Raw genomic sequence first — 24174 nt, forward strand, 5'->3', positions numbered from 1 at the left:
AACGTTAACTTTATGTACTATGTATTACAAGGTATCTTCTTTTAGACTTATCTTTGTATAAGAAATTAATAGACTATCTATAGTATTATAAAAAAGTAAATTCATCATCAATCATCAATCAAAAACGAACAATTATCATGACAACCGTAACCGAAAAAAACACAGCAACCTTGGTACACTTAAGTACGCTGACACAGTATTTTATTCCGCTTGGAAATTACTTCTTCCCTATTATAATCTGGGCTTTCAGAAAAGACAAATCGGAATTTGTGGATTACAACGGAAAACAGACCTTAAACTTCCAACTGAGCATGTTATTGTACTCCTTATTATTAGCAGTAGTAGCAATCCCAAGTTTTTTATTTGCCTTATTTAACACTATTACATTCGATCAATTGGAAGCAGGAAATTTTGAATTCGAGCAACTGTTTTCAGGAAACGACTCTGGATTACTTACAGTAGCCGCAACGGCACTGGTTGTGTTCTGTACACTAAAAGTAGTAGAGTTCTTCCTTATTATATATGCCGCAGTAAAAGCCAGTAACGGAGAAAATTATCGTTATCCGATGAGTATCTCCTTCTTAAGATAAATCATCACCCGAGGCGCAACCGAATTGTTTGGAGCGAAGCGGAAAAAATCATCATCAATCATCATCAATCAAAAAATGAACAGTTTAATCACAAAAAAAGAAATTCTATGAACATTGAAAACACCAAAGCTCAGATGCGCAAAGGGGTTTTAGAGTTCTGCATCCTATCGGTCCTAAAAGAAAAAGATGCCTACACCTCCGAAATCTTAGACACACTGAAAAACGCAAAGCTGTTAGTAGTTGAAGGAACCGTATATCCGCTGCTTACACGATTAAAAAACGACGGCTTACTGAGCTATCGTTGGGAAGAATCCACTTCGGGGCCTCCCAGAAAATATTACGGTTTAACCGATGAAGGAAAAGATTTTTTAAAAGAATTAAGCGGAACCTGGACTGAATTAGCGGGCGCCGTTAACACAATAACCAGCCAAAACTAAGAGTCATGAACAAAACAGTAAGTATAAATTTAGGAGGTTTTTCTTTTCATATTGATGAAGACGCCTATCAAAAATTAAGTCGCTACTTTGATGCTATAAAACGCTCCCTGTCCCCTGACGGAAGAGACGAGATCATGAACGACATCGAAAGCAGGATTGCTGAATTGTTATCCGAAAAGCTTTCAAATGACAAACAGGTTGTATCGTTAACCGAAATCGATCAGGTTATAGCTGTAATGGGACAACCGGAAGATTACCGTATTGAAGACGAAACTACGCAAACTACATACGCTTATACTGCTCCTGGCCGTTCTAAAAAATTATACCGTGACAAGGAAAAAGGAATGCTGGGTGGGGTATTGGCCGGTATGGGTCACTATTTCGGAGTAGATCCGCTTTGGTTGCGCATCATTATGGTTCTCTTGCTTTTCACTTGGGGAATTGGAATTATCCCATACCTACTCTTCTGGATTTTAGTACCTGAAGCTAAAACAACAGCCGAAAAACTGGAAATGACCGGACAGCCAATAACCATTTCTAATATCGAGAAAAAAGTAAAGGAAGGGTTTGGCGAAATCTCTGATACCATCAGCAATATCGACCATAAAAAAATTGCCGACGGAGCAAGAGACGGAGCCTCTAAAGTAGCCACATCAATAGAAGATGTTTTCATGACTATCTTTAAAGTGATCGCAAAACTAATCGGTGCATTTATCTTAATCGTATCCGGATGTGCGTTAATCGGAATTATCATTGCCTCTGTAGTTATGATATTCTCCTCTTCTCTACCGAACAATGCGGTTCTTGAACACATCGATACGCCGTTAGGTATCGAAACACCGTACTGGATCCAAGGCTTGTTATTATTATCAGTAGTTGGTATTCCGCTTTTCTTCCTTATTATTTTAGGATTGAAATTATTAATCAACAACTTAAAATCAATAGGAAGCATCACTAAATACAGTTTATTAGCTATCTGGTTAATCGCAACAGGATTCTTAATCACAATCGGAATCAGAGAAGCTGGCCAGCAGGCTTTTGACGGAAAAGTGGTTCAGAAAGCCGACATTCAGGTTGCCAATACAGATACATTAAAAGTACGTTTTGTCAACAACGATTTCTTTTCAAAAAATGTTGACGACAAATATGATTTAAAAATCGAACAGGATTCTGCCGGAAATGAAATGATTTACTCGAACAATGTAAGCCTTCACCTGAAAAAAACGGACAAAACCTTCCCTTACATTCAGGTTGAAAAAATTGCAAGCGGGAAATCATTCGCGGAAGCCAACAAAAGAGCAGAAAAAATCAAATACAATTTCAAAATCGTTGGAAATCAGTTAATTTTAGATAATTATTTACTGTCGGATATAAAAAATAAAAAAAGAGATCAAAAAGTTGAAGTATATTTATACTTGCCGAACGGTATCGTTTATGCGCCTGAAGAAAGCGTTTCAAAATATTTAGATGGAGATAATGCTGATTTTGATTACTACTACGGACCTGAAGGCTACAATTATAAAGTAACAGACGGCGAATTAAAATGCTTGAACTGTCCGGAAGATGAAGACGTAGATTCAGAAGATGAAGTACTGAATATATCCGAAAAAGATCAGGACACCATTAAAACAGTTAGCATTAAAGTTGGCGGCAAGGAAATAATACGAACTGAAACTAAAAAATCCGGTGACTTAACAGTAGATGAAAGCGGAGTGGTTGTGAAGAAAAAATAACTGAAAAATGAAACCATCATCAATCAAGCATTTTTTAGCTATCATATTTGGAATCACAACTTGTTTTTCGAATGCACAGAATATTAAAATTGAACATAAACCTGAACATCCGATAATTGAAAAAACAGACGGCAAAAACGCTCTCAATTTCGATTTCATCATCAGCAACAGTTCAAAAGACACAATGCAATTGACCAAACTGGAAGTTCGTCTTTTAGACAAAAACAACCAGTTGATCCAACAAAAGTTCTTAGACAATAACGGTACGGCTCCAAGCATAAACACCATTCCCAATAAAACGTGGAATGGTGTTTCACAGAGCCTGATATTCAATCCTTTTCACGAAGTTAATCCGCTGACACAAAAACTGGAATACACTTTCACTTTCAACAATTCTATTGAAATCAAAGAAACTGTGGTTCCGACAGATTATCAGCAACCGGTTGATTTCATCCTGCCATTAAAATCAAAATTACTGGTTTATGACGGACATGATTTCAATTCGCACCACAGACGATTTGATTATGAATTCAGCTTCATTAAGGAATTAGGCTTTAATGGAAATTTCATGCGCTATGCCTATGACTTTGTGGTTTTAAATTCCGATGGAAAACAATACAATGGAAAAGGAGAAAATAATGCTGACTGGTACGGATTCGGAAATGATGTACTCGCGGTTGCCGATGGCGAAATCATAGCATTGGAAAACAATCAGAAAGACGACAAAACTTTCGATGTTCCAAGTTTAAAAACCAATCCGCTGGCACTTTACGGAAACTATGTCGTAATCAAACATGGTGAAAACGTGTACAGCATGTACGGTCATCTGAAACATCAGAGTTCTGCCGGGCTGAAAGTCGGAAGCAAAATTAAGAAAGGACAAAAAATCGGAAAGATAGGAACTTCAGGAAGTTCATTTTTTCCGCATTTGCACTTTGAAATGAGAAATAATATCAATCATGATTCCGAAGGACTTCCTTCCTACTTCAATGATTATTCCGTTTTTCTTGGTTCAGCCAAAAAAGACATTAAAAAAGGATCGGTTAATACCGGGGATATAATTCAAAGTAAATAAATCATCACCCGATAGCTATTGGGAAAAAAAACGAACAGTTATGACAAAATTAGTTTTTCACATTACAAAAATAGTTATAGCAACAGTGCTTGCCGTACTATTTGGTTCCTGCCATTCAAATATTGGTTTGGGAAACAATATAACCGGTAGCGGAAATGTTACCAAGGAAGTTCGAAACCTCAGCGGTTTTAACAAGGTTACCGTATCCGATGGCCTGGACTGCGAAATTCAACAATCAGATAAATTCGCAGTCATTGTAGAAGCCGATGACAACTTACATGAAGGGATTACGACAACGGTTGAAAACGGTGTTTTGAAAATCGATTCGGAATACAACCGTTACAAAAACGTAAATTCAAAAAAAATCATTGTTCAGATGCCGGTTATTGTAAGTCTGGAAAGTAACGGAGGTTCCACTTTAAAATCACTGAACACTTTAAAAGGAGATGCTATCAAAATAAAAAGCAGCAGCGGCAGTGAAATAAACGTTGATATCGAATCCGACACCATTACCTGCGAATCAACAAGCGGCAGTGAATTAAACCTAAAAGGAAAAGCGTTAAAAGCCTACGCTCATTCATCCAGTGGAAGTTCCATTAAAGCAGGAAATCTGATGGCTAACGAAATTGATGCACAATCCACCAGTGGAAGTTCAATAACAGTGGCTCCTATAGTTTTATTGGATGCAAAAGCTTCCAGCGGCAGTTCCATTAACTATACAAAAGTACCTCAGCAACTTCGAAAAGAAAGCACTTCAGGAGGAAGTGTCAGTGAAAAATAAAAGAATAGAATGATAAAATAAAAAAAAAGAGGCTGATAATAAAGCCTCTTTTTTTAGCAGAACGAAAAAAAACTTACGAAATAACCTACTTTTACAATCAAAATCAAAATCAAAAAAAAAAAATAAAAAAATGAAAAAAACATTAATTGTACTAATCACAATCCTAACTTCCATAAATACGTTTAGCCAGGAAATTACCGGGCCATGGCATGGAGCACTAGAAATTCCGGGCATGCAGTTGCGAATTTCATTTAATATAACAAAAACGGAAAACGGTTATTCCGCCACGATGGACAGCCCAGATCAAAACAGTAAAGGAATGCCAATGAGTGCTGCTACTTTTGAAAATTCAGTTTTAAAAGTGGTGCTTGCTTCACACAAAATCGAATACACGGGAACACTTAAAAAAAATAACACTATCTCAGGAATATTCAAACAAGGTCCGAATTCGTTGCCGTTAAACTTATCGCGGAATGAAATTGAAAAAAAAGCCGCGGTTAGGCCTCAGGAACCAAAAACTCCTTATCCTTACTATTCAGAAGAGGTCACTTTTGTAAACGAAAAAGAAAATATTCAGTTTTCTGGTACGTTAACATTGCCAAAAAAAGAAGGGCGTTTTCCGGTAGCCATACTAATCAGTGGCAGCGGTCCGCAAAATCGAAACGAAGAATTAGCCGGGCACAAACCTTTCCTTGTTTTATCTGACTATTTAACAAAAAACGGAATTGCAGTTTTACGTTATGACGACAGAGGTTCCCACGGATCAAAAGGCGATTTCAAAACGGCCACTACCCTAGATTTTGCTTCCGATGTAAAAGCAGCCGTTGCCTATTTACAAACAAGAAAAGAAATCAATAAAAAGAAAATCGGTTTAATTGGTCATAGTGAAGGCGGAATCATAGCACCCATGGTGGCAGCAAATTCAAAAGAAATAAATTATATAGTACTTCTGGCAGGAACCGGAATTCCGGGAGATGAACTTCTTTTACTACAGGAAGAACTGATAAGCAGAAATGCGGGAAGTCCTGAAGAATCCATCGCGCAAGATTTGAAAATTAGCAAAGGAGCCTATGAAATCATAAAACAAGCAGCCGCAACTGAAAGTTTAAAATCGGATTTAGCCAATTACTATAAAACAGCTTTACAAGTAATTACCGTTTCCGACAAACCGGAAAGCATGTCAACTGAGGAATACACTCAACTATTGGTTGAAGGAATTTCAACTCCATGGATGCAGTATTTTATAAAATACAACCCCTCACTAATACTGCCAAAGGTTAAATGTCCTGTTCTTGTACTCAATGGTGAAAAAGATATTCAGGTACCGGCAAAAGTAAATTTAGCAGCCATTAAATCTGCTTTGGAAAAAGGTGGTAATAAAAAAGTTACCACGATTGAATTTCCGAAACTAAATCATTTGTTTCAGGAATGCAAAACCTGTTCCATTCAGGAATATACAGAAATTGAACAAACGATTTCGCCTTTGGTTTTAGAAGAAATGTCCAAATGGATTGCTGCTCAGGTAAAATAATTAATGAAAAGAAAAAAGCGGATACCACAACAAATAAGCTTTAAGAAGAATAAAAAATTTTAAGGTAACGCTTTTAAAAAAATCCTTAATTATTAAAGAATTTACTTAAATTTAAAATTACAACCAGAAATAAACTCTGAAAAAAAACATAAACACCTATGAAAAAAAATGTATTAAAAGCATTTTCGATAAGCTTCCTTTTTTTAGGATGTTTTGTTGCAAACGCACAGGATACCAAAACTTCAAAATACAATTACAACGAAGCTTTCGGCAATAATTTTTACACAAAAAACGGAACAGATACGCGCTCTGCAAGCGGTCAGCCCGGAGCAAAATACTGGCAAAACAGAGCAGATTACAACTTAACAGCAACCCTAAATGAACAGACAAGCGAAATCACCGGTTCGGAAATTTTGACTTACACCAACAACAGTCCGGACAAAATGGGCTTTTTATGGATGCATCTGGACCAGAATCTGTTTAAAAAAGATTCCCGTGGAAATGCCGTCATCCCGGTTAAAGGAAGCAGAAACGGAGCCAGAGGCCAGGTTTTCGACGGAGGCCATAAAATAAAATCCGTTTCGGTAGTCAGCATCCAAAACGGAAAAACGGTTGAAAAAGAAGTTAAGTACAGCATTACGGATACCCGAATGCAGGTTATTCTTCCTCACGAACTAAACGCCAATGGAGGAAGTGTAAAAATTAAAATTGATTTCTCTTTCATCTCCCCTATCGAAGGTTCAGACCGAATGGGAGTTTTAGATACCAAAAACGGAAAAATATTCGCCATGGCGCAGTGGTATCCGAGAATGTGTGTTTATGATGATGTTCGCGGCTGGGATACACATCCGTATTTAGGTGCTGGAGAGTTCTATTTGGAGTATGGTGATTTTGATGTTGCCATCACAGCTCCGGCGAACCATATTGTAGTTTCTTCAGGTGAATTGCAAAACCCGAAAGAAGTATATACTGCAGAACAACTAAAACGCTGGGATCAAGCCAAACAAAGCGAGAAAACGGTAATCATCCGTTCTGAAGAAGAAGTTACCAATCCGTCTTCACGCCCTTCAGGAAAGTCGACTTTAACCTGGAAATTTAAAATGAAAAATTCCCGTGATGTATCATGGGCTTCATCTGCGGCTTTCATTATTGATGCGGCAAGAATCAATTTACCAAGCGGGAAAAAATCGTTAGCCATTGGTGCATACCCTGCAGAAAGCAATGGAAACCAAGCTTGGGGCAGAGCTACAGAATACACCAAAACTTCTATAGAAAATTACTCCAAAAGATGGTTCGAATATCCTTATCCGGCAGCAGTGAATGTGGCAGCAAATGTAGGCGGAATGGAATATCCTGGAATTGTGTTTTGTCATTACAAATCAAAAGGAGAAGACTTGTGGGGCGTAACCGATCATGAATTCGGACATTGCTGGTTCCCAATGATTGTAGGTTCTAACGAACGTTTATTTGCCTGGATGGATGAAGGTTTCAACACGTTCATTAACGGAATCAGTTCACAGGATTTCAACAACGGGGAATACAAACAGGAAAAAGAAAACATGCACCATGGAGCACATGAGTTAACAGACCCGGCCATCGAACCCATAATGAGTGCCCCGGATAATTTAAAAGAAGCTCGTTTAGGATTACTTGCCTATGAAAAACCGGGTGAAGGATTAAATATGCTGCGCGAAATGTTAGGCAAAGAACGATTTGACTATGCGTTCCGAACTTATGTTGAACGTTGGGCTTTCAAACACCCGATGCCGGATGACTTTTTCCGAACCATTGAAAATGTAGCCGGGGAAGATTTAAGCTGGTTCTGGAGAAGCTGGTTCATCAACAACTGGCAGCTTGATCAGGCCATCACAAAAGTAAAATACGTTAAAAATGACGCTAAGCAAGGCGCTTTGATCACCATTGCTAATCTTGAAAAAATGCCAATGCCGGTAACTATGGACATCAAAACGAAAAGCGGCGCCGTAACAAGAGTGAATTTACCAGTTGATATTTGGCAACGAAATGTGGAGTGGACTTTCAAACACAATTCAACAGAAGAATTGGAAAGCATCACAATTGATCCTGAAAATAACATGCCGGACATCAATGAAGAAAACAACACATGGACCTTAGCCAAAAACGGTATTGAAAAACCAGCTGATCTAACTGCTTACACAGGGAATTTCTCGAGCAAGCAAATCCCCATTAAAATCAAATTTACCCAAGAAGACGGTGATTTGATTATTAATTCAGAAGGACGGCCTTCAGCACCATTGGAAAACAAAGGAAAAGACAGATTCACATTTGAACAGGCTGGGGTTATAGTTCAGTTCAATGAAGCAAAATCAGGTTTCAATTTAAAAGTCGGAGAACAGAATTTCGATTTTACCCGTGATAAATAATCCGGTTTCTCTTTAGGAACAAAACAATAAAAAACATCAGTAATCACTGATGTTTTTTTTATTTATTTTGTAAAAAAAACTTTATATGCAGAAAATCCTGTTTTTTCTGATTTCCGGCTTCTTTTCACAAGTCATGTTCTCACAGGAAAGCGTTTCGTTTTATTTTGAAAATAATAAAGCCGAATTAGAAAATGAACAAATAAATAATTTGAATAACTGGATAAATTCAAATAAAAATTCTAAAATACTTTCTATTATTGGTTCAACGGATAAAAAAGGAACTACTCAATCAAATAAAATTTTATCTTTAAAAAGAGTAGATTTTTTGATAAAAGCTATTGATAATCAAATAAAATATAGAGAAGATTTTAAAACTATAGGTTTAGGTGAAAAAGAGTCAGAATTACTAGACAATGCATTTGACAGGAAAGTCACTATCTATTATATTAAAGAACACCAATTTGATTCAGAGGAATTTATCATTAATGATTTTACCGTTTCAAAAAAAATTGACACGTTGAAAATAACCAGTTTTGATGAATTAAAATTATCTAAAAAATTAAGCCTAAATAAAATTACAGAACTAACACCAAAGGCAACTTTGTTTTCCTTAGAGGGAATTGAATTTCAATTTGATTCAGATATTTTATTACCTAATGGAAAGCGTAATCTATTAAAATGGGTGTCTTTATTACATGAAAAAACTAACATAAAAATTATTATTATCGGACATATATGCTGTGTTCCAAGAGATGATTTTAAATTGTCTTCAAGACGGGCAAAAGCTGTTAAAAATTATTTGATTCAACAGGGAATTTCAGAAGAAAGACTACAATATATAGGTTACGGATCTTCTAAACCAAAATATAATATCCCGGAAAAAAATGGTTATCAGGCTTTAATGAACAGAAGAGTAGAAATTTTAATTATAGATAAATAATAGCATAGTTTTTATATTATATTTGTGAAAACCAAAGATTGTGACCTTATGAAAAAACTTTACTTCCTACTAATTGTACTAGCACTTACATCAGTATCTTTCGCCCAAAAAAAGGAAAAAATTAAAGGCTCTAAAATAGTAACAGTAACCCAAAAAGAAGTTGAACCTTTTGAAAGCCTGGAAATTGAAGACAATCTTGAAATCTTCATCATTAAAGGTGAAAAACAAGGAATTGAAATTGAAGCCGACGACAATCTTCATGATGCTTTAAAATATGAAATGGTTGGAAATGCGCTTCGTTTGAGTTCTTCTAAAGAAGTTACCGGAGCCAAAAAATTCAGCGTCCGTGTAACGTATACAGACAATCTGAAATTAATTACCGTTAAACAGGAAGCTCAATTAAATTCGCTTGCCGATTTGCAGTTAAAAGAGATTACCGTAAAAAATTATGATTATTCGAAATCGTATTTAAATGTAAAATCGAATCATTTTACTTTGCTGATGAACGACAAATCGAAAGCTGAGTTAAATTTAAAATCCGAATCGGCTACTTTAGAACTTAGCAAAAATGCTGAATTAAAAGCATTGGTGAATGCTCAGAATTTAAAATTAGATCTTTATCAGAAAACCTCTGCCAACGTAGAAGGAGAAGCTGCTAAGGCAAAAATCCGTTTGGATAACAACTCTACTCTTACAGCAAAAAAACTAGCAGCGTCTGATATGGAATTAACTGCCGAATCGTACACAACTGCCAATGTAAACGCCATTAAAAATATCAGCATTTCAGCAACCGGAAAATCGGAAATCCAATTGTACGGCACGCCAAAAGTGAATATGATTAATTTTACCGACAATGCAACCTTATACAAGAAACAGGTTCAATAATCATCCTTAAGAAATAAAAAAACACCTGCTTTTGCAGGTGTTTTTTTATTTTAATAATTCCATTGTCGCTGTCGGTCTAATTCTTTCATTTCTTCGATTGTTTCCGTCGGAATCACTTTCAGGAATGAAGGATGCTGTTCAATGGCATATTCAATTTTTTCAACTATTTCATCAATGCTTTCATTGTCATAATCAATCTGCAGAGGTTCTTTAACGATAAACGATTGCAGAATTCCTTTTTTCTTCAATAGCAAGCCTTTACGATCAAATGAACGACGAAAACCGTCAATCACAATCGGAACCACAATAGGTTTATGTTGCTTTATGATATGCGCTGTACCTTTTCGTACCGGCTTGAACGATTTTGTCGTTCCTTGGGGAAAAGTAATTACCCAGCCGTCATCCAACGCAATTTTTATATTTTCGGTATCGTTCGGATTCACTTCTTTTTTCTCGTTTTCAGCTACATCCTTACCTCCTGCCCTCCAAGTTCTTTCAACAGTAATGGCTCCAACATAAGATAAAATCCTTGGTAATAATCCCGACTCCATGGTTTCTTTGGCCGCCACATAATAAATGTTAAGCTTCGGATTCCATAAATACCCTATGTTCTTGATATTGTCATGTCTTCCCTTTAAACTGGCATTAAAAACGTGAAACATAGCCACGACATCCGCAAAATAAGTCTGATGATTTGAAATAAAAAGTACATTCCTATCAGGCAGCTCTTTTATGATTTCAGAACCTTCAATGTGTAATTCGTTGAAACCACGAAAGCGCCTGTGTGTTAATGCGCCGAAAACACGTATTAACCATTTTTTGATAAAAAGTATGTGACCGAAAGGATTTCTTTTGAACAATCCCATAAAATATCTTACATTAATTCCTAAAAAAGAGTACAAATTTAAGAAAAACAGTGCTAATGCAATACCTTTCTAATCGTTTCTTTGAGTTCGCTCATCATCATGGCCGTCGCTCCCCAAACCACATACTTATCCACATTAAAAACCGGAACCTTAATATTTTCGGCATAGGATGTTGACATAACCACTTTTGTGATGATGCTGTCATCCAGCAAATCCCTTAACGGCAATTCCAGGATCCTTTTCACTTCATAAGGACTTGGCATGAATGTAATTTCATCATGAACAATCCCTAAAAAAGGAGAAACCAGGAAATTACTCGGCGGAATATACAGCTCGCTGAAAGGCTTGATTATTTGAATCCTGTCCGGCTCTACTCCTATTTCTTCATGGGTTTCACGCAATGCCGTAAATTGAAGGTCAATATCTGTAGGTTCAACCTTTCCTCCAGGAAAAGCGATTTGGGAGGCATGTATACCGGGATAGGAATTTCTGACAATTAAAACCAAATGCGCTTCCTTATCTCTAGGGTAAAGGAGCATCATGACAGCAGCCTTTCTGGGGTCTTTGTCCAAATACTCCTTTGAAGAAAGCGAAGAAACCCTCTCAAGCGGCGCCATTTTCATATGCGCTTCTACAGACAGCAACTTTTCTTTTTCAATTTTTGGAATGTATTTCAAAAAATCAGAAAAATCCATTATATTTAGTTTTTTTTGTCAACCAACTATAAAGTTACCTCAAAATTTAGTTTTAACAAACTTATATCACAAGAAAGATGTTTAGTAAAGAAGAAGCACAACAAATTAAAAAGGAATTCTGGACAGCTTTCGCAGAAGCATACCCCCGAAAATGGCTGCTGTATGACACCAAAATAAAGGATTTCACATTTAAATTCCACATAGATAATAAAAAAGCACAGGTTCTGATTGACATTGAACCTAAAGACGAGGAAAAAAGAAAGATTTACTACGAAAAAATCGAATCCCTTAAAACCATTCTGTTAGAGGAATATTTAGAAGACGCCATCTTTGAAAGGAATTTCTACCTCGAAAACGGAAAATGCATCAGTAAAATATGGGTCGAAAAAACCGGAATCAGCTTGTATAACAAAGCTACCTGGGATGAAATTTTCGATTTCTTTTATGAAAAAATGGACTCTTTTGAACGATTTTTTTACGAATACGAAGACTATATCCGTGATTTGGAAATCAACACCTAAGACTAACACCAACAACACATAAATGAAGAAACTAGCCACTGCCATACTCCTAGGTTCTTTTTCGGGCGTTTATGCACAAAGTGCCTATCCTCAAAAAGACTATTCGTTTGTCTATCAAAACGATTCCATCATTAAAAAGGGAATTTCCCTGTATGAAAATGAGAAATACGATGAATCGATAAGAGAATTTGACAGGATTGCAAAAGCCGATCCTAAATTCTTAGACGCTCAATACGAAAAAGCGCTATCTCTTTATGCCCTAAAAAAAAATGACGAATTTGAAAAGCTTCTTAACGAGCTGAAGCAGAATGATCAGTTTCCAAAATCGCCAAACCTATACACTTTGTACGGTAACTACCTGAGTGACGCTAAACGTTATGATGAGGCAGAAAAATTGTTTCTTGAAGGACAAAAATACCTTGGAAATTCGGCAAATTACCTTTACAACCTGGCAATTCTTTATATCCGAAAAGAAGAATCCCAAAAAAGTGTCGACTTGCTTAAAAAAGTAGTCGTTTTAAATCCGAATCATGCTTCGGCACACTATTTCTTAGGCTTTTTAGCTCTTGAAAACGGAAACATCACAGAAGGAACACTTGGATTACTAAGCTACATTACACTGGCTCCCACCGGAAAATATGCCAAAGAAGCGGTTTTAAAACTGAATAAGAAATTTGGAGAAAATTATTTAGAGAAAGGCAAACTTATATTTTCCAAAACCGGTGACAACTTCGAAGAAATCGATGTCATTCTAAGAAATCAACTTCCTTTAAAGAAAGCCTACAAAGTAAAATCTGATTTTGACGACGTAGCAATCCGTCAGGTACAAGCTGTTGTCGAGTATACGAAAGAACACAAATCAGGTGACGGCTTTTTTGAAAGTACTTATATCCCATGGATTAAGGATGTAGCAGAAAAAAATTATTTTGAAGGACTCTCCTATTATATCCTATTGAGCTTGGAAGATGATTTAGGCAAAAAACTGACTTCACACAAAAAAGAGATCTTAAGTTTTCAGGAAAAATATATCGATACTGACTTCTGGAAAATGTTTGCCAAAAGAAAAACCGAACATTTCGGGGAAACAAAAGAAGTTTTAATCTATTTGAAAGACAACCTCCCATATGTTGTTGGTTCTTATGTTGACGGCAAAAAAGAAGGTAAGTTCAAATTATTGGATGAATATGGCAATATGACAGCCGAGCTTAATTTTAAGAATGATCTTTCAGAAGGTGTTCAGAAATATTTTAACAATAAAGGACAACTCATCGAAGAAAGAACTTATGTCAATGATAAACTTGAAGGAAAAAAAACGGAGTATTTCGAAAACGGAAATATCAATTCGATCGAAAACTATAAAAATGATAAGTTGGAAGGTGTTTCCACAACTTACTACATTGATGGCGGGAAGCAATGTGAATTAAACTTTACCAACGGTAACGAAAACGGTAAATTAACCTGTTATTTTCCAAACGGCACCGTAAAGTCGTCGCTTACCTATACTGATGGAAAACTTAACGGGGCTTACAGCAAATACAACGAAGTTGGGGACATCACCGAAGAAGCCTATTATATCAACGGAGAACTGAACGGAAAACAAACCACATACTATGGTAAAAAAATTATCAAATCCGAACAAACCTATGTAAACGGAAAAATTGACGGTATTTCAAAAAGTTATTTCAACAACGGAAACATAGAGGAAGAAAAAACGTATCAAAACGGAGAACTTGTAAAAACAATCGAATACTATCATACCGGAAAAAAATCCAAGGAGGCGTTTTATACTGACAAAGGTGAATCGGAAGTTTATTCCTATTTCGATGAAAATGAAAACAAATATTTCGAGGGGAAATACAGAAAAAATGAATTGAAAAGCGCACTTCAATACACGAAAGACAATCCGAAACCCGTTTCAATCAACATAAGTAAAAAACCGGTACAGTTTAAAAACTTCAGCGGTGACGTAATCATCACCGGAGAATTTGAAAAAGGTTTTAAAAACAATGTCTGGGAACAAAAGTTTTCCAATGGGATTATTAAGTTTAAAGAAAACTATAATAAAGGAACACAAGAAGGACTAACCTACAATTACAACCGGGAAGGCTCATTAAACTCTATTGCCAATTATTCCGGCGATAAAATTCACGGCTTATATGAGAGTTATGATTTTGGCATTCAGGATGAATCCATTTATTTTGAAAACGGTGAAAAAAGCGGTCCGTTTCAAACGTTTTTTGCGAACGGAACAACCGAAACAGAAGGTTTTTACAATAACAACGAACTCAACGGTGAAAAAAGAGAATATTGGATGAGCGGTAAATTGAAAGCAAAAACCACTTATACGGACGGTGAACTCACCTCTTTCAAAATGTTCGACACTAACGGACAGCCAATCAACACTGTAGACTACAAAAACCGAAGCGGTAATTTTACGTTAAACCTTTATAATATAGGCACTGAAAACTATGACATGGTAAACGGATACTTTAACGGTAAATATATTGAGAAAGACAAAGACAACAATCTTATTGCCGAAGGAGAATTTGTAAATGGCATACAAAACAACCTCATGAAATTCTATGGTCCTACCGGAAAACTGTCTTTCGAGAGACCTTATTATTGTGGAGAACTTCACGGACTCCAAAACCAATATGATCTGGCAGGAAACCTAAGGATTTCAGACGAGTATGTTTTCGGAGATGAATACGGTAAAACGATCCGTTATTATCATAATAAATCGAAACTTTACGAGTATACGCAATTAAACAATCATATTGAAGGCGAATACACCTACTACAACCAAAAAGGAGAAGCTATCCTGATTGTCGGTTATCTGAATAATGCCGCTAAATATTATATCCGTAAAGGGAAAGACGGGCAACTGAATGACAAAGTCGAAATCCGCAATGAATCGGCAGAAATCGCTTCCTATTATCCAAATGGAAAATTGGCTATTTCGATGACTATTGACAAAGGCAGCCAAGAAGGAAAATTCGTCATCAACAATGCTGAAGGAAAACCGGAAGTCACAACCAATTACAAGAAAAATTTTACGGATGGTGAACGTTACGAATATTATCCAAACGGAAATATTTACAAAATTGAGCGCTTAAAATCAGGGGATTTTGAAGGTTTACAGGAATACTTCTCAGAAAACGGTAACAGATTACTTTCTGCAAATTACAAAGACAACAATTTACACGGTGATGTATTACTCTATAAAGACAACAAACTGATAGTAACCAAAAAATACGACACAAATGAATTGGTACAAATCACTAAATAATGTGGCAGCAGTAGCCTCGGTCCTTTTTTGTATCGACAGCTACAGTCAGACTTCTTTTAAAGAATACAAAGTTAAGTATCCGGATTACAGTGAACTCATCTTAAATGATGTTCAAACCTATAAGATTTCCATTGAGGATGATAAGTTAAAAATCCTTCAGGATAACTTATCCGAAACGATGATTTTGTCCGATATCGGAATCCATAACAACAAAGAGTCTTTCACACATTCCGATTTGGTTAAATTGGTCGGTTTTGAAGCTTACTCTATCATCAACGATAAGGGAAAGGAAAAGAAAATAAAAGTGACCCAAACCAATGAAAAATTCTACGATGACAGTAATGTCTTTCATAGTGCCATAAAAGAAAAACAGTTAATCTTTCCGAACCTTGAAACCGGTGCAAAAAAAGTGCTTAACTATACAACAGAATTCGTAGATCCGCACCTGTTACACAAGTTTGTTTTTGGAAGTGGTTTGCCTATTGAAAACTCTTCGTTGGAAATCACTACGGATAAAAACATCACGATCGGTTATAAAATTTTTAATGATCCCGAGAATAAAATCGAATTTACCAAAACGGAAAAAAAAGGTAAAATTCATTACAAATGGACACTTAAAAACATAAAACCTTTAAAATCGGAAAGCTTTGCTCCAGGGTTTCTGCATTTTGTCCCACACATCGATGTTTATATTAAAGATTATTCCGTAGACGGCAAAAAAACAGATGTTTTGGATGATGTCACAAAATTATACAGCTACTATCGCGGTTTTGTAAACAACCTTAACAAGACGGAAGATCCAGCCCTAAAGTCCCTGGTAGAAAAAATAACCGGAGACAAAACAACTGAAAGCGAGAAAGTAAAAAGTATTTATTATTGGGTAAAAGACAATATCAAATATGTGGCTTTCGAGCAAGGGTATGAAGGATTTATTCCGAGAGAAGCTAAACTGGTTTACGAGAGAAAATTTGGCGACTGCAAAGACATGGCCAGCATCATTACGGCAATGGCACATATGGCCAATATCAATTCCGTTTATATCACTTGGATCGGTACACGGGACATTCCTTATGCCTATTCGGAATTGGCTACACCGGCTGTAGACGATCACATGATTGCTACTTATAAAAAAGGAAATGAATATATTTTCCTTGACGGAACCGATAAAGAAACGGAATTCGGCACACCATCTTCGTTTATTCAGGGAAAAGAAGCCTTAGTCGATGAAAATGGAACATTCAAAGTCGTGAAAGTACCTGTTGTTTCCTCAGCTAAAAACGAAGTACGTGAAACACTTGCCCTTAAAATTAATGACGATGTGCTTTCCGGAAGCGGAACCATGTCTTTCTACGGTTACAATAAAGGCCATTATCTTATGCAGATTGGGGATGCTACCGGAAAAACCCGATTCGAAATGGTTAAGAGCCTGGTTTTGAAAGGAAATAATAAATTCAATCTTAAAGAATACACGGAAACGAACATTAGTGATAAAGACAAGCCTTATGAGGTAAATTACAATTTTGATCTGGAAAACTATGTTCTTAAAGTGGACGATGAAATCTTTGTAAATTTAAACTTAGACAAAGCTTTTGAAAGTCTGACATTGGAAGAAGACAGAAAATATGGAATTGAACTGGATTATCTGACCTATAACAATGCCAATTACGACCTGGAAATTCCAAAAGGTTATGCTGTCTCCTATTTACCTAAAAACACGAACTTCAATAATGACTTGATGGAAGTGGAAATTAAGTATGAACAAAAGGAAAATAAAATCATATTAAGCACTAAAATCAAAGTCAAAAAAATATTTTTTGAAAAAAGTGAGAAAGACCTTTGGAACCAGTCTGTAAAAAATCTGAAAAAAGCTTATAACGAATCGATAATCCTTAAAACTAAAAAATGAAAAAATCCTTCCTGAAATATTCGCTTTCCGCAGCTGGACTTTTCCTGTATACCATTTCGGTTAATGCACAGGATTACACATTTAAAAACTACAATTGGGATGAAAAACTGACCTCCGTAGAAATACCGGAGAAGTACAAAAAACTGAATGAAGTGGTTTTAGAGCGCGATATTAAAATCGAATTACTAAACGACAAGGGAGCGGCAAAACAGTTTTACCTTCTTCATGAAAAAACTGCCGTAAACACAGACGATGCCATTGAACGAAATAACAGAGTTTATATTCCGCATGCGGGCAGTGAAAATCTTTTGGTTAAGAAAGTCCGCGTGTTTTTAAAAAACGGCAAGGTCATTACTTTTAATAACGACGACATCAAAGAGGAAATTGATGAAGAAAGAAATATTAAATACAATTATTTTGCCATCAACGGTTTGGAAAAAGGAGCCATCATCGAAAAGTTCTTCATCATACAGGAGGATCCCGATTTGGATGGGAATTCCGTAAATATCCAGGACGAATATGTTATTGGTAAAATGTCTTTTGAACTTATCTACCCTGAGCATCTCGTTTTTAAGACGAAAACGTACAATGGTTTAAGGGAGGTTGCCATCGATGAGAAAAAATATGAATCGAAGAAAGTTATCACAGTAACTGAAAATGACATTCCGGCCTTGGAAAAAAATGAGGAATATGCCAACCGTAATGCCGCTTTAAAAATGATCCGTTACAAATTGGATGAAAACCTATACAACGGTTCAAGAAACTTATACAATTACAAAACCTTTGCGTCCAATATTTTTGACAGGATGCATCAACCTTTAGAAAAGAAAGATACTAAGGCCATAGCCGATTTCTGTAAAACTATACCAACTTCTAAAGATCCTAAAGAATTAATCTGGAATATCGAAGATAAGGTCAAAAAAACCATCGTTTATGACAAATACATCGATAACAAAACTTCGTTAGGTGAAATAATCAAAACCAAGCAAGCCAATCAGATAGACATTTTAAATTTGTACATCGCAATTTTCGATCATTTTAAAATAGAAAACAACATCGTATTGACTTCCGAGCGATCCTCAATCCCATTTGACAAAGACTTTGAAAGTTATGAAAATCTGGATGAATTATTGCTTTATTTCCCTACTGTTGATAAGTTCATGACGCCAACCGAAATTGAGTACAGAATACCATTATTCCCGGCTCAGTTGGGAAATAACAATGGTTTATTCATCAAATCAAAAGAATACGCCGGCGTGATGATGGGTGTTAGCGAAATCAAATTCATTACCCTTCCGGGGACTGAATTAACGACCGACACCATGGAAATTACCATTGACTTATCGAAAGATATAGAAAACCCGACAGTAAGCTCTAAATTCACATACGGAGGTTATTCCGCGATGAATTTACAGCCGATAAAAGACTATGTTTCCAACGACGATTATAAAACTATATTCAATTCAGTAATCGAAAATTACACTAACAAAAAGGAGAACGAAAATTTCAAAACCGGAAATGAGGGTACTGCTAATGTTGGTAAAAATCCATTCCTTTTGGAATTCAAATATTCAGGCAATGAATTGGTTCAAAAAGCCGGCAATAACTATCTTTTGTCGTTAGGCCAGGTTATCGGAAAACAAATGGAACTTTACCAGCAAAACAAACGATTGTTACCGGTAGAGATTGATTATCCTCATGCTTATAACAGAAAAATAAAAGTTATCCTGCCTCCTAATGTAGAAACAAAAAACCTTGATAAAATAAACATGAATAAATCGCTGGTTTTAGATAATAAAACAGAAGCGCAATTCAAAAGTTCCTACACAAAAACAGGCAACGAAGTAAATGTCGAAAACACCGAATTTTACAACATTGTAAACTATCCTCTGGATAAATTCGAAGAATATAAGACAGTCATAAATGCTGCTGCCGATTTCAACAAAATAGTATTGATAATAGCTCAAAAATAAAAAAGCTGCCTCCGGGCAGCTTTTTTATTTTAAACCGTATTTTTATTTTTTGCTTCAATCCATTTCGACATATAATGCGTACTCTGTAATGTATGATGCTGCAACATTGCTCCTATAAAATTTTGTTGACGATGTAGTTTAAGATTTGAAATGAGAAAATCTATACTTGCTTTCAATTCATTCAAAAAATCATCTTCAGAAAACCTCTTTTTTATGATTTCAAAACCATTTTGCTGTGCCTGATTCCAAACCGTTTGATCAGAATATAATGAAACTGCCTTTTCAATAAAACCTTCATTAGTATCCTCAATAAAACCGTTCCAAGGTAAATTTCCATTCATTCCTTCAGCTCCTATGGAAGTAGTGACAGACGGCGTTCCATAAAGCATTGCTTCAAGAAGCTTCCCTTTAATCCCGGCACCGAAACGAATGGGAGCCAGCAAAACTTTAGCATTTTCAATTACCTCAATCGCATTTTCAGCGCGTCCTTTAATAAAGAATCGCTCTTTAGGGTTATCCAACTGAAACACCTTATGAGAAGGATATGCACCATAAACAAGCAGATTGACCTTTGGGAGTTTTTTGCTAAGGATGGGCCAGATTTCCGTTTTTAAAACCTGTACACAATTCCAATTCGGCTCGTGCAGAAAGTTCCCGATAAAAACAAAGTCAGTTCTTTCTTCAAAGGGCAACCTATCCGAAAATTCATCGACTGTAGATTCACTGACCAAAATTGGCAGATAAAACAGTAATTTTTCATCTACTTTAAAGAAAGTCTGCAGCAATTCCATTTCGAACTCGGATATCATCAAAGTCAGATCACATCTGAAAATACTGGCAATCTCTCTTTTAGCAACATCAGAAAAGAGCATTTCTTCAGAGAATTCAATTTTCTTTTTATAAGCTTCTTTTCTTGCATCCCGAAGACAATGCAGGTCTTCAGTATCCAAAAGACGTAAAGCATCGGGACAGCATTTAGCCACACGCCAACCGAACTGCTCCTCCACCATAAACCTGTCAAAAAGCACTACATCAGGATGCAGTTCAGTTACAAACTCATCAAAACTGGAGCAATTTATCATCACCTGCCCGCATGAAACATCTATTTTAGTTAGGTCGAAAGCAAAATCAGAGCGCACTGATGTACTGGTATATGTAATTTCGTAACCACATACCTGAAAAAAATGAATCAACTGCAACATCCTGCTTCCTGCGGCCGATGATTTTGGCTCTACCCAAACGGAACTGATAATTAAGAGTTTTTTATTGTCCATGTTCAAAAATACTTCTCATTGGAGCACAAATCCAAAAAAGAGCTTAATTTTGCAGAAAAAAAATATAGAATGTTAGGTTTAAAGTTAGCTACCGATCCACGTTGGGTAAACATAGCAGAATCCAATATTGAGGAAATATTGACCGACCATGCCTGGTGCGAACAAAAAGCGGCCTCCAACGCGATATATATCATTGTGAACAGTTCTGAAAACGAAGAATTAGTAACCGAAATGACACGCATCGCACGCGAGGAGTTAGAGCATTTTCAAATGGTTCACGATATTATTAAGGAACGTGGATTAACATTAGGAAGGGAGCGTAAAGACAATTACGTAAACGAACTTTTCAAATTTTCCAAAAGAGACGGTAGCCGAAACGATTCTTTAATCGAGCGCTTACTTTTCGCAGCCATGATAGAAGCAAGAAGCTGCGAGCGTTTCAGAGTCCTTTCCCAAAACATTAAAGACGAGAAATTAGCAAAATTCTACCACGACTTAATGGTCAGTGAAGCCGGACATTACACTACTTTTTTGAAATTAGCAAAGAAATTTTCGGAACGAGTAGACGTAGATCAACGTTGGAAAGAATGGCTGGAATACGAAGCCGCCATTATAACCAACTACGGAAAACAGGAAACCGTACACGGGTAAAAAGAGAAAACCAATTCATTACGGATTGTTTTTTTTTATGGCGCGTCCCTTCGGGTCGGGCTGTACGCTGTATCTTTTTTGCCAGGATGCAATACTCTAAAAGTTTGCCATTACAACGGCAAAAAAGTATGCCGCTTCCATCCCTCACGCAACCGTGTAAAAACCCGAATTATTTTCTATTTTTGAACAGCTTATTAAGTATAAGTTCACGTCTGCTTTCCTTTGAATAAATTTAGTTGTTTTTATCAATACAAAGTAAAGGCGGATTTGCAATCCGAGCCCACAAAGAGAATAAAAAAATAAAATACGTTTCCAACGGCATTCGGGATACAGGGATGGGCGATTTGTCCATCCTCTTTCTTTTTACTAAACTAAGTCACTGTCTGAGTTGATTAAAAATTTGAGATTAGGTTTTAAACGATTATGCAAAAAGGTGTCGAGCAGTAAAAAATCGAAAAACAAACAGAGAAAGCCAAGTTATAAACCTTTGAAGTATTCGTTTTTTACAAAAAAAATGCAATGATAGAAACAACGCTAAGCACAGCCCATATTTGCTTTAGCATCGTATAGTTTTTATTGTCATTTTTTGCTTTGGTAAGTTCTTTTTTAATCGTTTCTTTTTGATTTTGTTCATAGAGTTTAGTTGTTGTTTCAACATGCTTAGGTCTTGAATATAGAAGAACACTAGCATCTGAAAAAACGAATATAGATTATTAATTAAGTTAAAAATTCTTAAACCTGTTAATTAAAGAGTAACCATTATAAAAATGATTAAAAGTTAAAGATTAAGGTTTTTAAATATTTCACGGGTTATAACTTTAGTATTATAAACTACTTCCTGGAAGGTACAATCCAACATGATGATAGGAAATGGGATTCCATCTCTCATTTCAGTAAAATCCATGGTCAAAACAGAATGTTCAGATAAGTTAGAAGAACCCTTGAGTAGATTAAAGATTGCTATAGCCTTTTCTCTATCCTCTCCTAAATTATAAGTTGCATAGGAATCTATTCCCGAAACCGTTTTGATATTGAGCGATATATAATATAAACTTTCCATTTTTTTTTCGTTTTTAAATATCTTATAATGGTAAACATTAAAAGATGATAACTATTTTCCCAAGCTCCGAAACAATATTCGGCTCGTGAATGGCATTCAAGGCTGCGGAGCCTAGTGCCAGACCAAAAAAATATAAGCAATAAAATAGGGCTGCTATAACTCGCGTAGCAACAAGACAAGTAACAAAACAACAATGGACAGCACAGCCATCCCTGAAAATAATTGCAATGACATAGAAGAAAATTTTACAATCTAAAAGCTGTCCTCTCAGACAGCTTTTATGCTTAAATGTGAAATAACCCGAAATTAAGAGATTTCAATCATTCTTGGCGGCTTCTGTTTAGCTTCCTCTTTTTTCGGAACAGTTAAAAGCAGTAGGCCGTTTTCGTAGCGTGCCGTAATGTGCTCATCGTCGACCACATCTTTAGGCAACTCAAAGCTTCGTTGAAAAGATTGATAACTAAACTCCCTGCGTGTGAAGTTTGATTCCTCTGTAATTTCATTTTGTTGCTTTACAGACGAAATGGTTAGTAGATTTCCGTCTAAGGTGACGTTGAAATCATTTTTGTCCATCCCTGGGGCAGCTACTTCTACTTCGTAACTGTCAACATTTTCCTTGATGTTTACCGATGGCAAAGTAGTTCTTGTAGATGAGAAATTGGTGTTTTCCCAATTGAAAAGCTCACGGCCAAAGATATCATCAAAAAGCATACGAGGAAAGCCGAGCATTTGGCTTTCGTTTCTTTTAATTAGATTCATAACTGTTTACTTTAAAATTGTTAGACATTAATTTTATGAACATTACTCTGGTTTCCCAGATACATTAGATAAAAATCGAAAACTGTGCCAATCCATTAAAATGACATTTTTTCAGATTTAAAAATGAAAAATTGTCACGAACCATTAGTACCGTTTTCAAATTAACGGTATTCGGGATACAGGGATAGGCGCAAAGTCCATCCTTTTCTTATCGAAATTGAATCAGACCTTCGGAACCACAATCCGACGCTCGAATCAGTATAAAGCAAAAAGAGCATACAAATTAAATTGTACGCTCTTTAAAGGCTTAACGACCAAAAAGATAAACTTTCCAATCCTTTAAGCATTATAAAGGCACGATAAATAAAACCAAATACACTGATTGAATGTGTTTTATAATAAGTTTGTGATAGGGAGCTGTTTTTCAAAAAAGGTATTCGGGATACAGGAATGGGCGCATTTGTCCATCCTTTCCTTTTCCACCCTCACCCAATCCAATCAATAAACTGGTATCGGGTTAGCATGAAACAAGAAACCTACTCCAGCGGTTAGAATATTTTTTTCTTACAAGGCAAACCTTTACCTCTACTGTTAGTCAATAGATCCCAAAAAACTATATGATTGATAGGGCTTTCAAAAGCAAAGCTATCACGTAATCTCCCACAGCTTTGCCCTGGCTTTATCTTTATTTTTTCTAAAATAAAAATCGTTATAAAACAAAAAATCCCCATCACAAAGTGATGAGGATTCTCAAAAGAAAGGCGGCGACATACTCTCCCACAAGATTGCAGTACCATCTGCGCAGG

The 24174-nt window shown here is 36.1% G+C and carries 20 protein-coding genes; 14 read left to right on the top strand and 6 right to left on the bottom strand.

The window, feature by feature from the left end; translation table 11 throughout:
- The first annotated feature begins 137 nt into the window (after positions 1 to 137).
- The 9 genes from FEDK69T_RS09775 to FEDK69T_RS09815 all read left to right on the top strand — a co-directional run bounded on the left by FEDK69T_RS09775 (position 138) and on the right by FEDK69T_RS09815 (position 10374).
- A complete protein-coding gene (locus tag FEDK69T_RS09775) occupies positions 138 to 590 on the top strand; it encodes a DUF4870 domain-containing protein (RefSeq protein WP_023574003.1) in 453 nt (150 codons plus the stop codon).
- A gap of 107 nt (positions 591 to 697) precedes the next feature.
- Positions 698 to 1027 carry a PadR family transcriptional regulator gene (locus FEDK69T_RS09780; RefSeq protein WP_023574004.1) on the top strand — a complete coding sequence of 110 codons (330 nt, stop codon included), beginning with the start codon at positions 698 to 700 and terminating at the stop codon, positions 1025 to 1027.
- Positions 1028 to 1032: 5 nt separating this feature from the next.
- Entirely contained in the window at positions 1033 to 2760 is a 1728-nt protein-coding gene (locus FEDK69T_RS09785; protein ID WP_023574005.1) for a PspC domain-containing protein, read from the top strand.
- A gap of 7 nt (positions 2761 to 2767) precedes the next feature.
- Positions 2768 to 3835 carry a M23 family metallopeptidase gene (locus FEDK69T_RS15495; RefSeq protein WP_023574006.1) on the top strand — a complete coding sequence of 356 codons (1068 nt, stop codon included), beginning with the start codon at positions 2768 to 2770 and terminating at the stop codon, positions 3833 to 3835.
- Positions 3836 to 3875: 40 nt separating this feature from the next.
- Positions 3876 to 4616 (top strand): head GIN domain-containing protein, encoded by a 741-nt coding sequence (locus FEDK69T_RS09795; RefSeq protein ID WP_023574007.1) that lies wholly within the window; start codon positions 3876 to 3878, stop codon positions 4614 to 4616.
- 130 nt (positions 4617 to 4746) lie between these two features.
- A complete protein-coding gene (locus FEDK69T_RS09800; RefSeq protein WP_023574008.1) occupies positions 4747 to 6147 on the top strand; it encodes an alpha/beta hydrolase family protein in 1401 nt (466 codons plus the stop codon).
- A gap of 158 nt (positions 6148 to 6305) precedes the next feature.
- Positions 6306 to 8549 (top strand): M1 family metallopeptidase, encoded by a 2244-nt coding sequence (locus tag FEDK69T_RS09805; protein WP_023574009.1) that lies wholly within the window; start codon positions 6306 to 6308, stop codon positions 8547 to 8549.
- Between the two features lie 85 nt (positions 8550 to 8634).
- Positions 8635 to 9489: an OmpA family protein gene (locus FEDK69T_RS09810; RefSeq protein WP_023574010.1), complete on the top strand. Its 855-nt coding sequence runs from the start codon at positions 8635 to 8637 to the stop codon at positions 9487 to 9489.
- A gap of 48 nt (positions 9490 to 9537) precedes the next feature.
- Entirely contained in the window at positions 9538 to 10374 is an 837-nt protein-coding gene (locus FEDK69T_RS09815; RefSeq protein ID WP_023574011.1) for a GIN domain-containing protein, read from the top strand.
- Between the two features lie 50 nt (positions 10375 to 10424).
- Here the strand turns inward: FEDK69T_RS09815 and FEDK69T_RS09820 are convergent, their stop codons facing one another.
- Both FEDK69T_RS09820 and FEDK69T_RS09825 read right to left on the bottom strand, forming a co-directional pair.
- The gene (locus FEDK69T_RS09820) at positions 10425 to 11240 is read right to left on the bottom strand and encodes a lysophospholipid acyltransferase family protein (protein ID WP_023574012.1); all 816 of its coding nucleotides are present in this window, start codon (positions 11238 to 11240) and stop codon (positions 10425 to 10427) included.
- Positions 11241 to 11293: 53 nt separating this feature from the next.
- Positions 11294 to 11935 (bottom strand): NUDIX hydrolase, encoded by a 642-nt coding sequence (locus FEDK69T_RS09825; protein ID WP_023574013.1) that lies wholly within the window; start codon positions 11933 to 11935, stop codon positions 11294 to 11296.
- A 77-nt stretch (positions 11936 to 12012) separates the two neighbouring features.
- Between FEDK69T_RS09825 and FEDK69T_RS09830 the strand changes: the two genes are divergently transcribed.
- Genes FEDK69T_RS09830 through FEDK69T_RS09845 form a run of 4 tightly spaced genes read left to right on the top strand, consistent with a single transcriptional unit; the run spans position 12013 to position 19624 of the window.
- Entirely contained in the window at positions 12013 to 12456 is a 444-nt protein-coding gene (locus tag FEDK69T_RS09830) for a DUF4268 domain-containing protein (protein ID WP_023574014.1), read from the top strand.
- 22 nt (positions 12457 to 12478) lie between these two features.
- Entirely contained in the window at positions 12479 to 15745 is a 3267-nt protein-coding gene (locus tag FEDK69T_RS09835) for a toxin-antitoxin system YwqK family antitoxin (protein WP_023574015.1), read from the top strand.
- Positions 15720 to 17651 (top strand): transglutaminase domain-containing protein, encoded by a 1932-nt coding sequence (locus tag FEDK69T_RS09840; protein WP_035630526.1) that lies wholly within the window; start codon positions 15720 to 15722, stop codon positions 17649 to 17651. The genes FEDK69T_RS09835 and FEDK69T_RS09840 overlap by 26 nt, the downstream gene beginning before the upstream one ends.
- Positions 17648 to 19624: a DUF3857 domain-containing protein gene (locus tag FEDK69T_RS09845; RefSeq protein WP_023574016.1), complete on the top strand. Its 1977-nt coding sequence runs from the start codon at positions 17648 to 17650 to the stop codon at positions 19622 to 19624. Before FEDK69T_RS09840 ends, FEDK69T_RS09845 begins: the two co-directional genes overlap by 4 nt.
- Before the next feature lie 29 nt (positions 19625 to 19653).
- Here FEDK69T_RS09845 and FEDK69T_RS09850 read toward each other — a convergent pair whose 3' ends face one another.
- Positions 19654 to 20898, bottom strand: coding sequence for a glycosyltransferase (locus FEDK69T_RS09850; protein WP_023574017.1), 1245 nt, complete (start codon positions 20896 to 20898; stop codon positions 19654 to 19656).
- Positions 20899 to 20967: 69 nt separating this feature from the next.
- Here FEDK69T_RS09850 and miaE point away from each other — a divergent pair, with 69 nt between their 5' ends.
- Positions 20968 to 21549: a tRNA-(ms[2]io[6]A)-hydroxylase gene (miaE, locus tag FEDK69T_RS09855; protein ID WP_035630594.1), complete on the top strand. Its 582-nt coding sequence runs from the start codon at positions 20968 to 20970 to the stop codon at positions 21547 to 21549.
- A gap of 778 nt (positions 21550 to 22327) precedes the next feature.
- Here the strand turns inward: miaE and FEDK69T_RS09860 are convergent.
- The 3 genes from FEDK69T_RS09860 to FEDK69T_RS16065 all read right to left on the bottom strand — a co-directional run.
- Positions 22328 to 22609: a hypothetical protein gene (locus tag FEDK69T_RS09860; RefSeq protein WP_023574020.1), complete on the bottom strand. Its 282-nt coding sequence runs from the start codon at positions 22607 to 22609 to the stop codon at positions 22328 to 22330.
- Between the two features lie 306 nt (positions 22610 to 22915).
- Positions 22916 to 23368, bottom strand: a complete 453-nt coding sequence (locus tag FEDK69T_RS09865) for an Hsp20/alpha crystallin family protein (protein ID WP_023574021.1) — start codon at positions 23366 to 23368, stop codon at positions 22916 to 22918.
- Positions 23369 to 23916: 548 nt separating this feature from the next.
- The coding region (locus tag FEDK69T_RS16065) for a hypothetical protein (RefSeq protein WP_211234594.1) at positions 23917 to 24174 on the bottom strand (258 nt) is incomplete at its 5' end.

Source organism: Flavobacterium enshiense DK69 (assembly GCF_000498495.1).
Classification (GTDB): domain Bacteria; phylum Bacteroidota; class Bacteroidia; order Flavobacteriales; family Flavobacteriaceae; genus Flavobacterium; species Flavobacterium enshiense.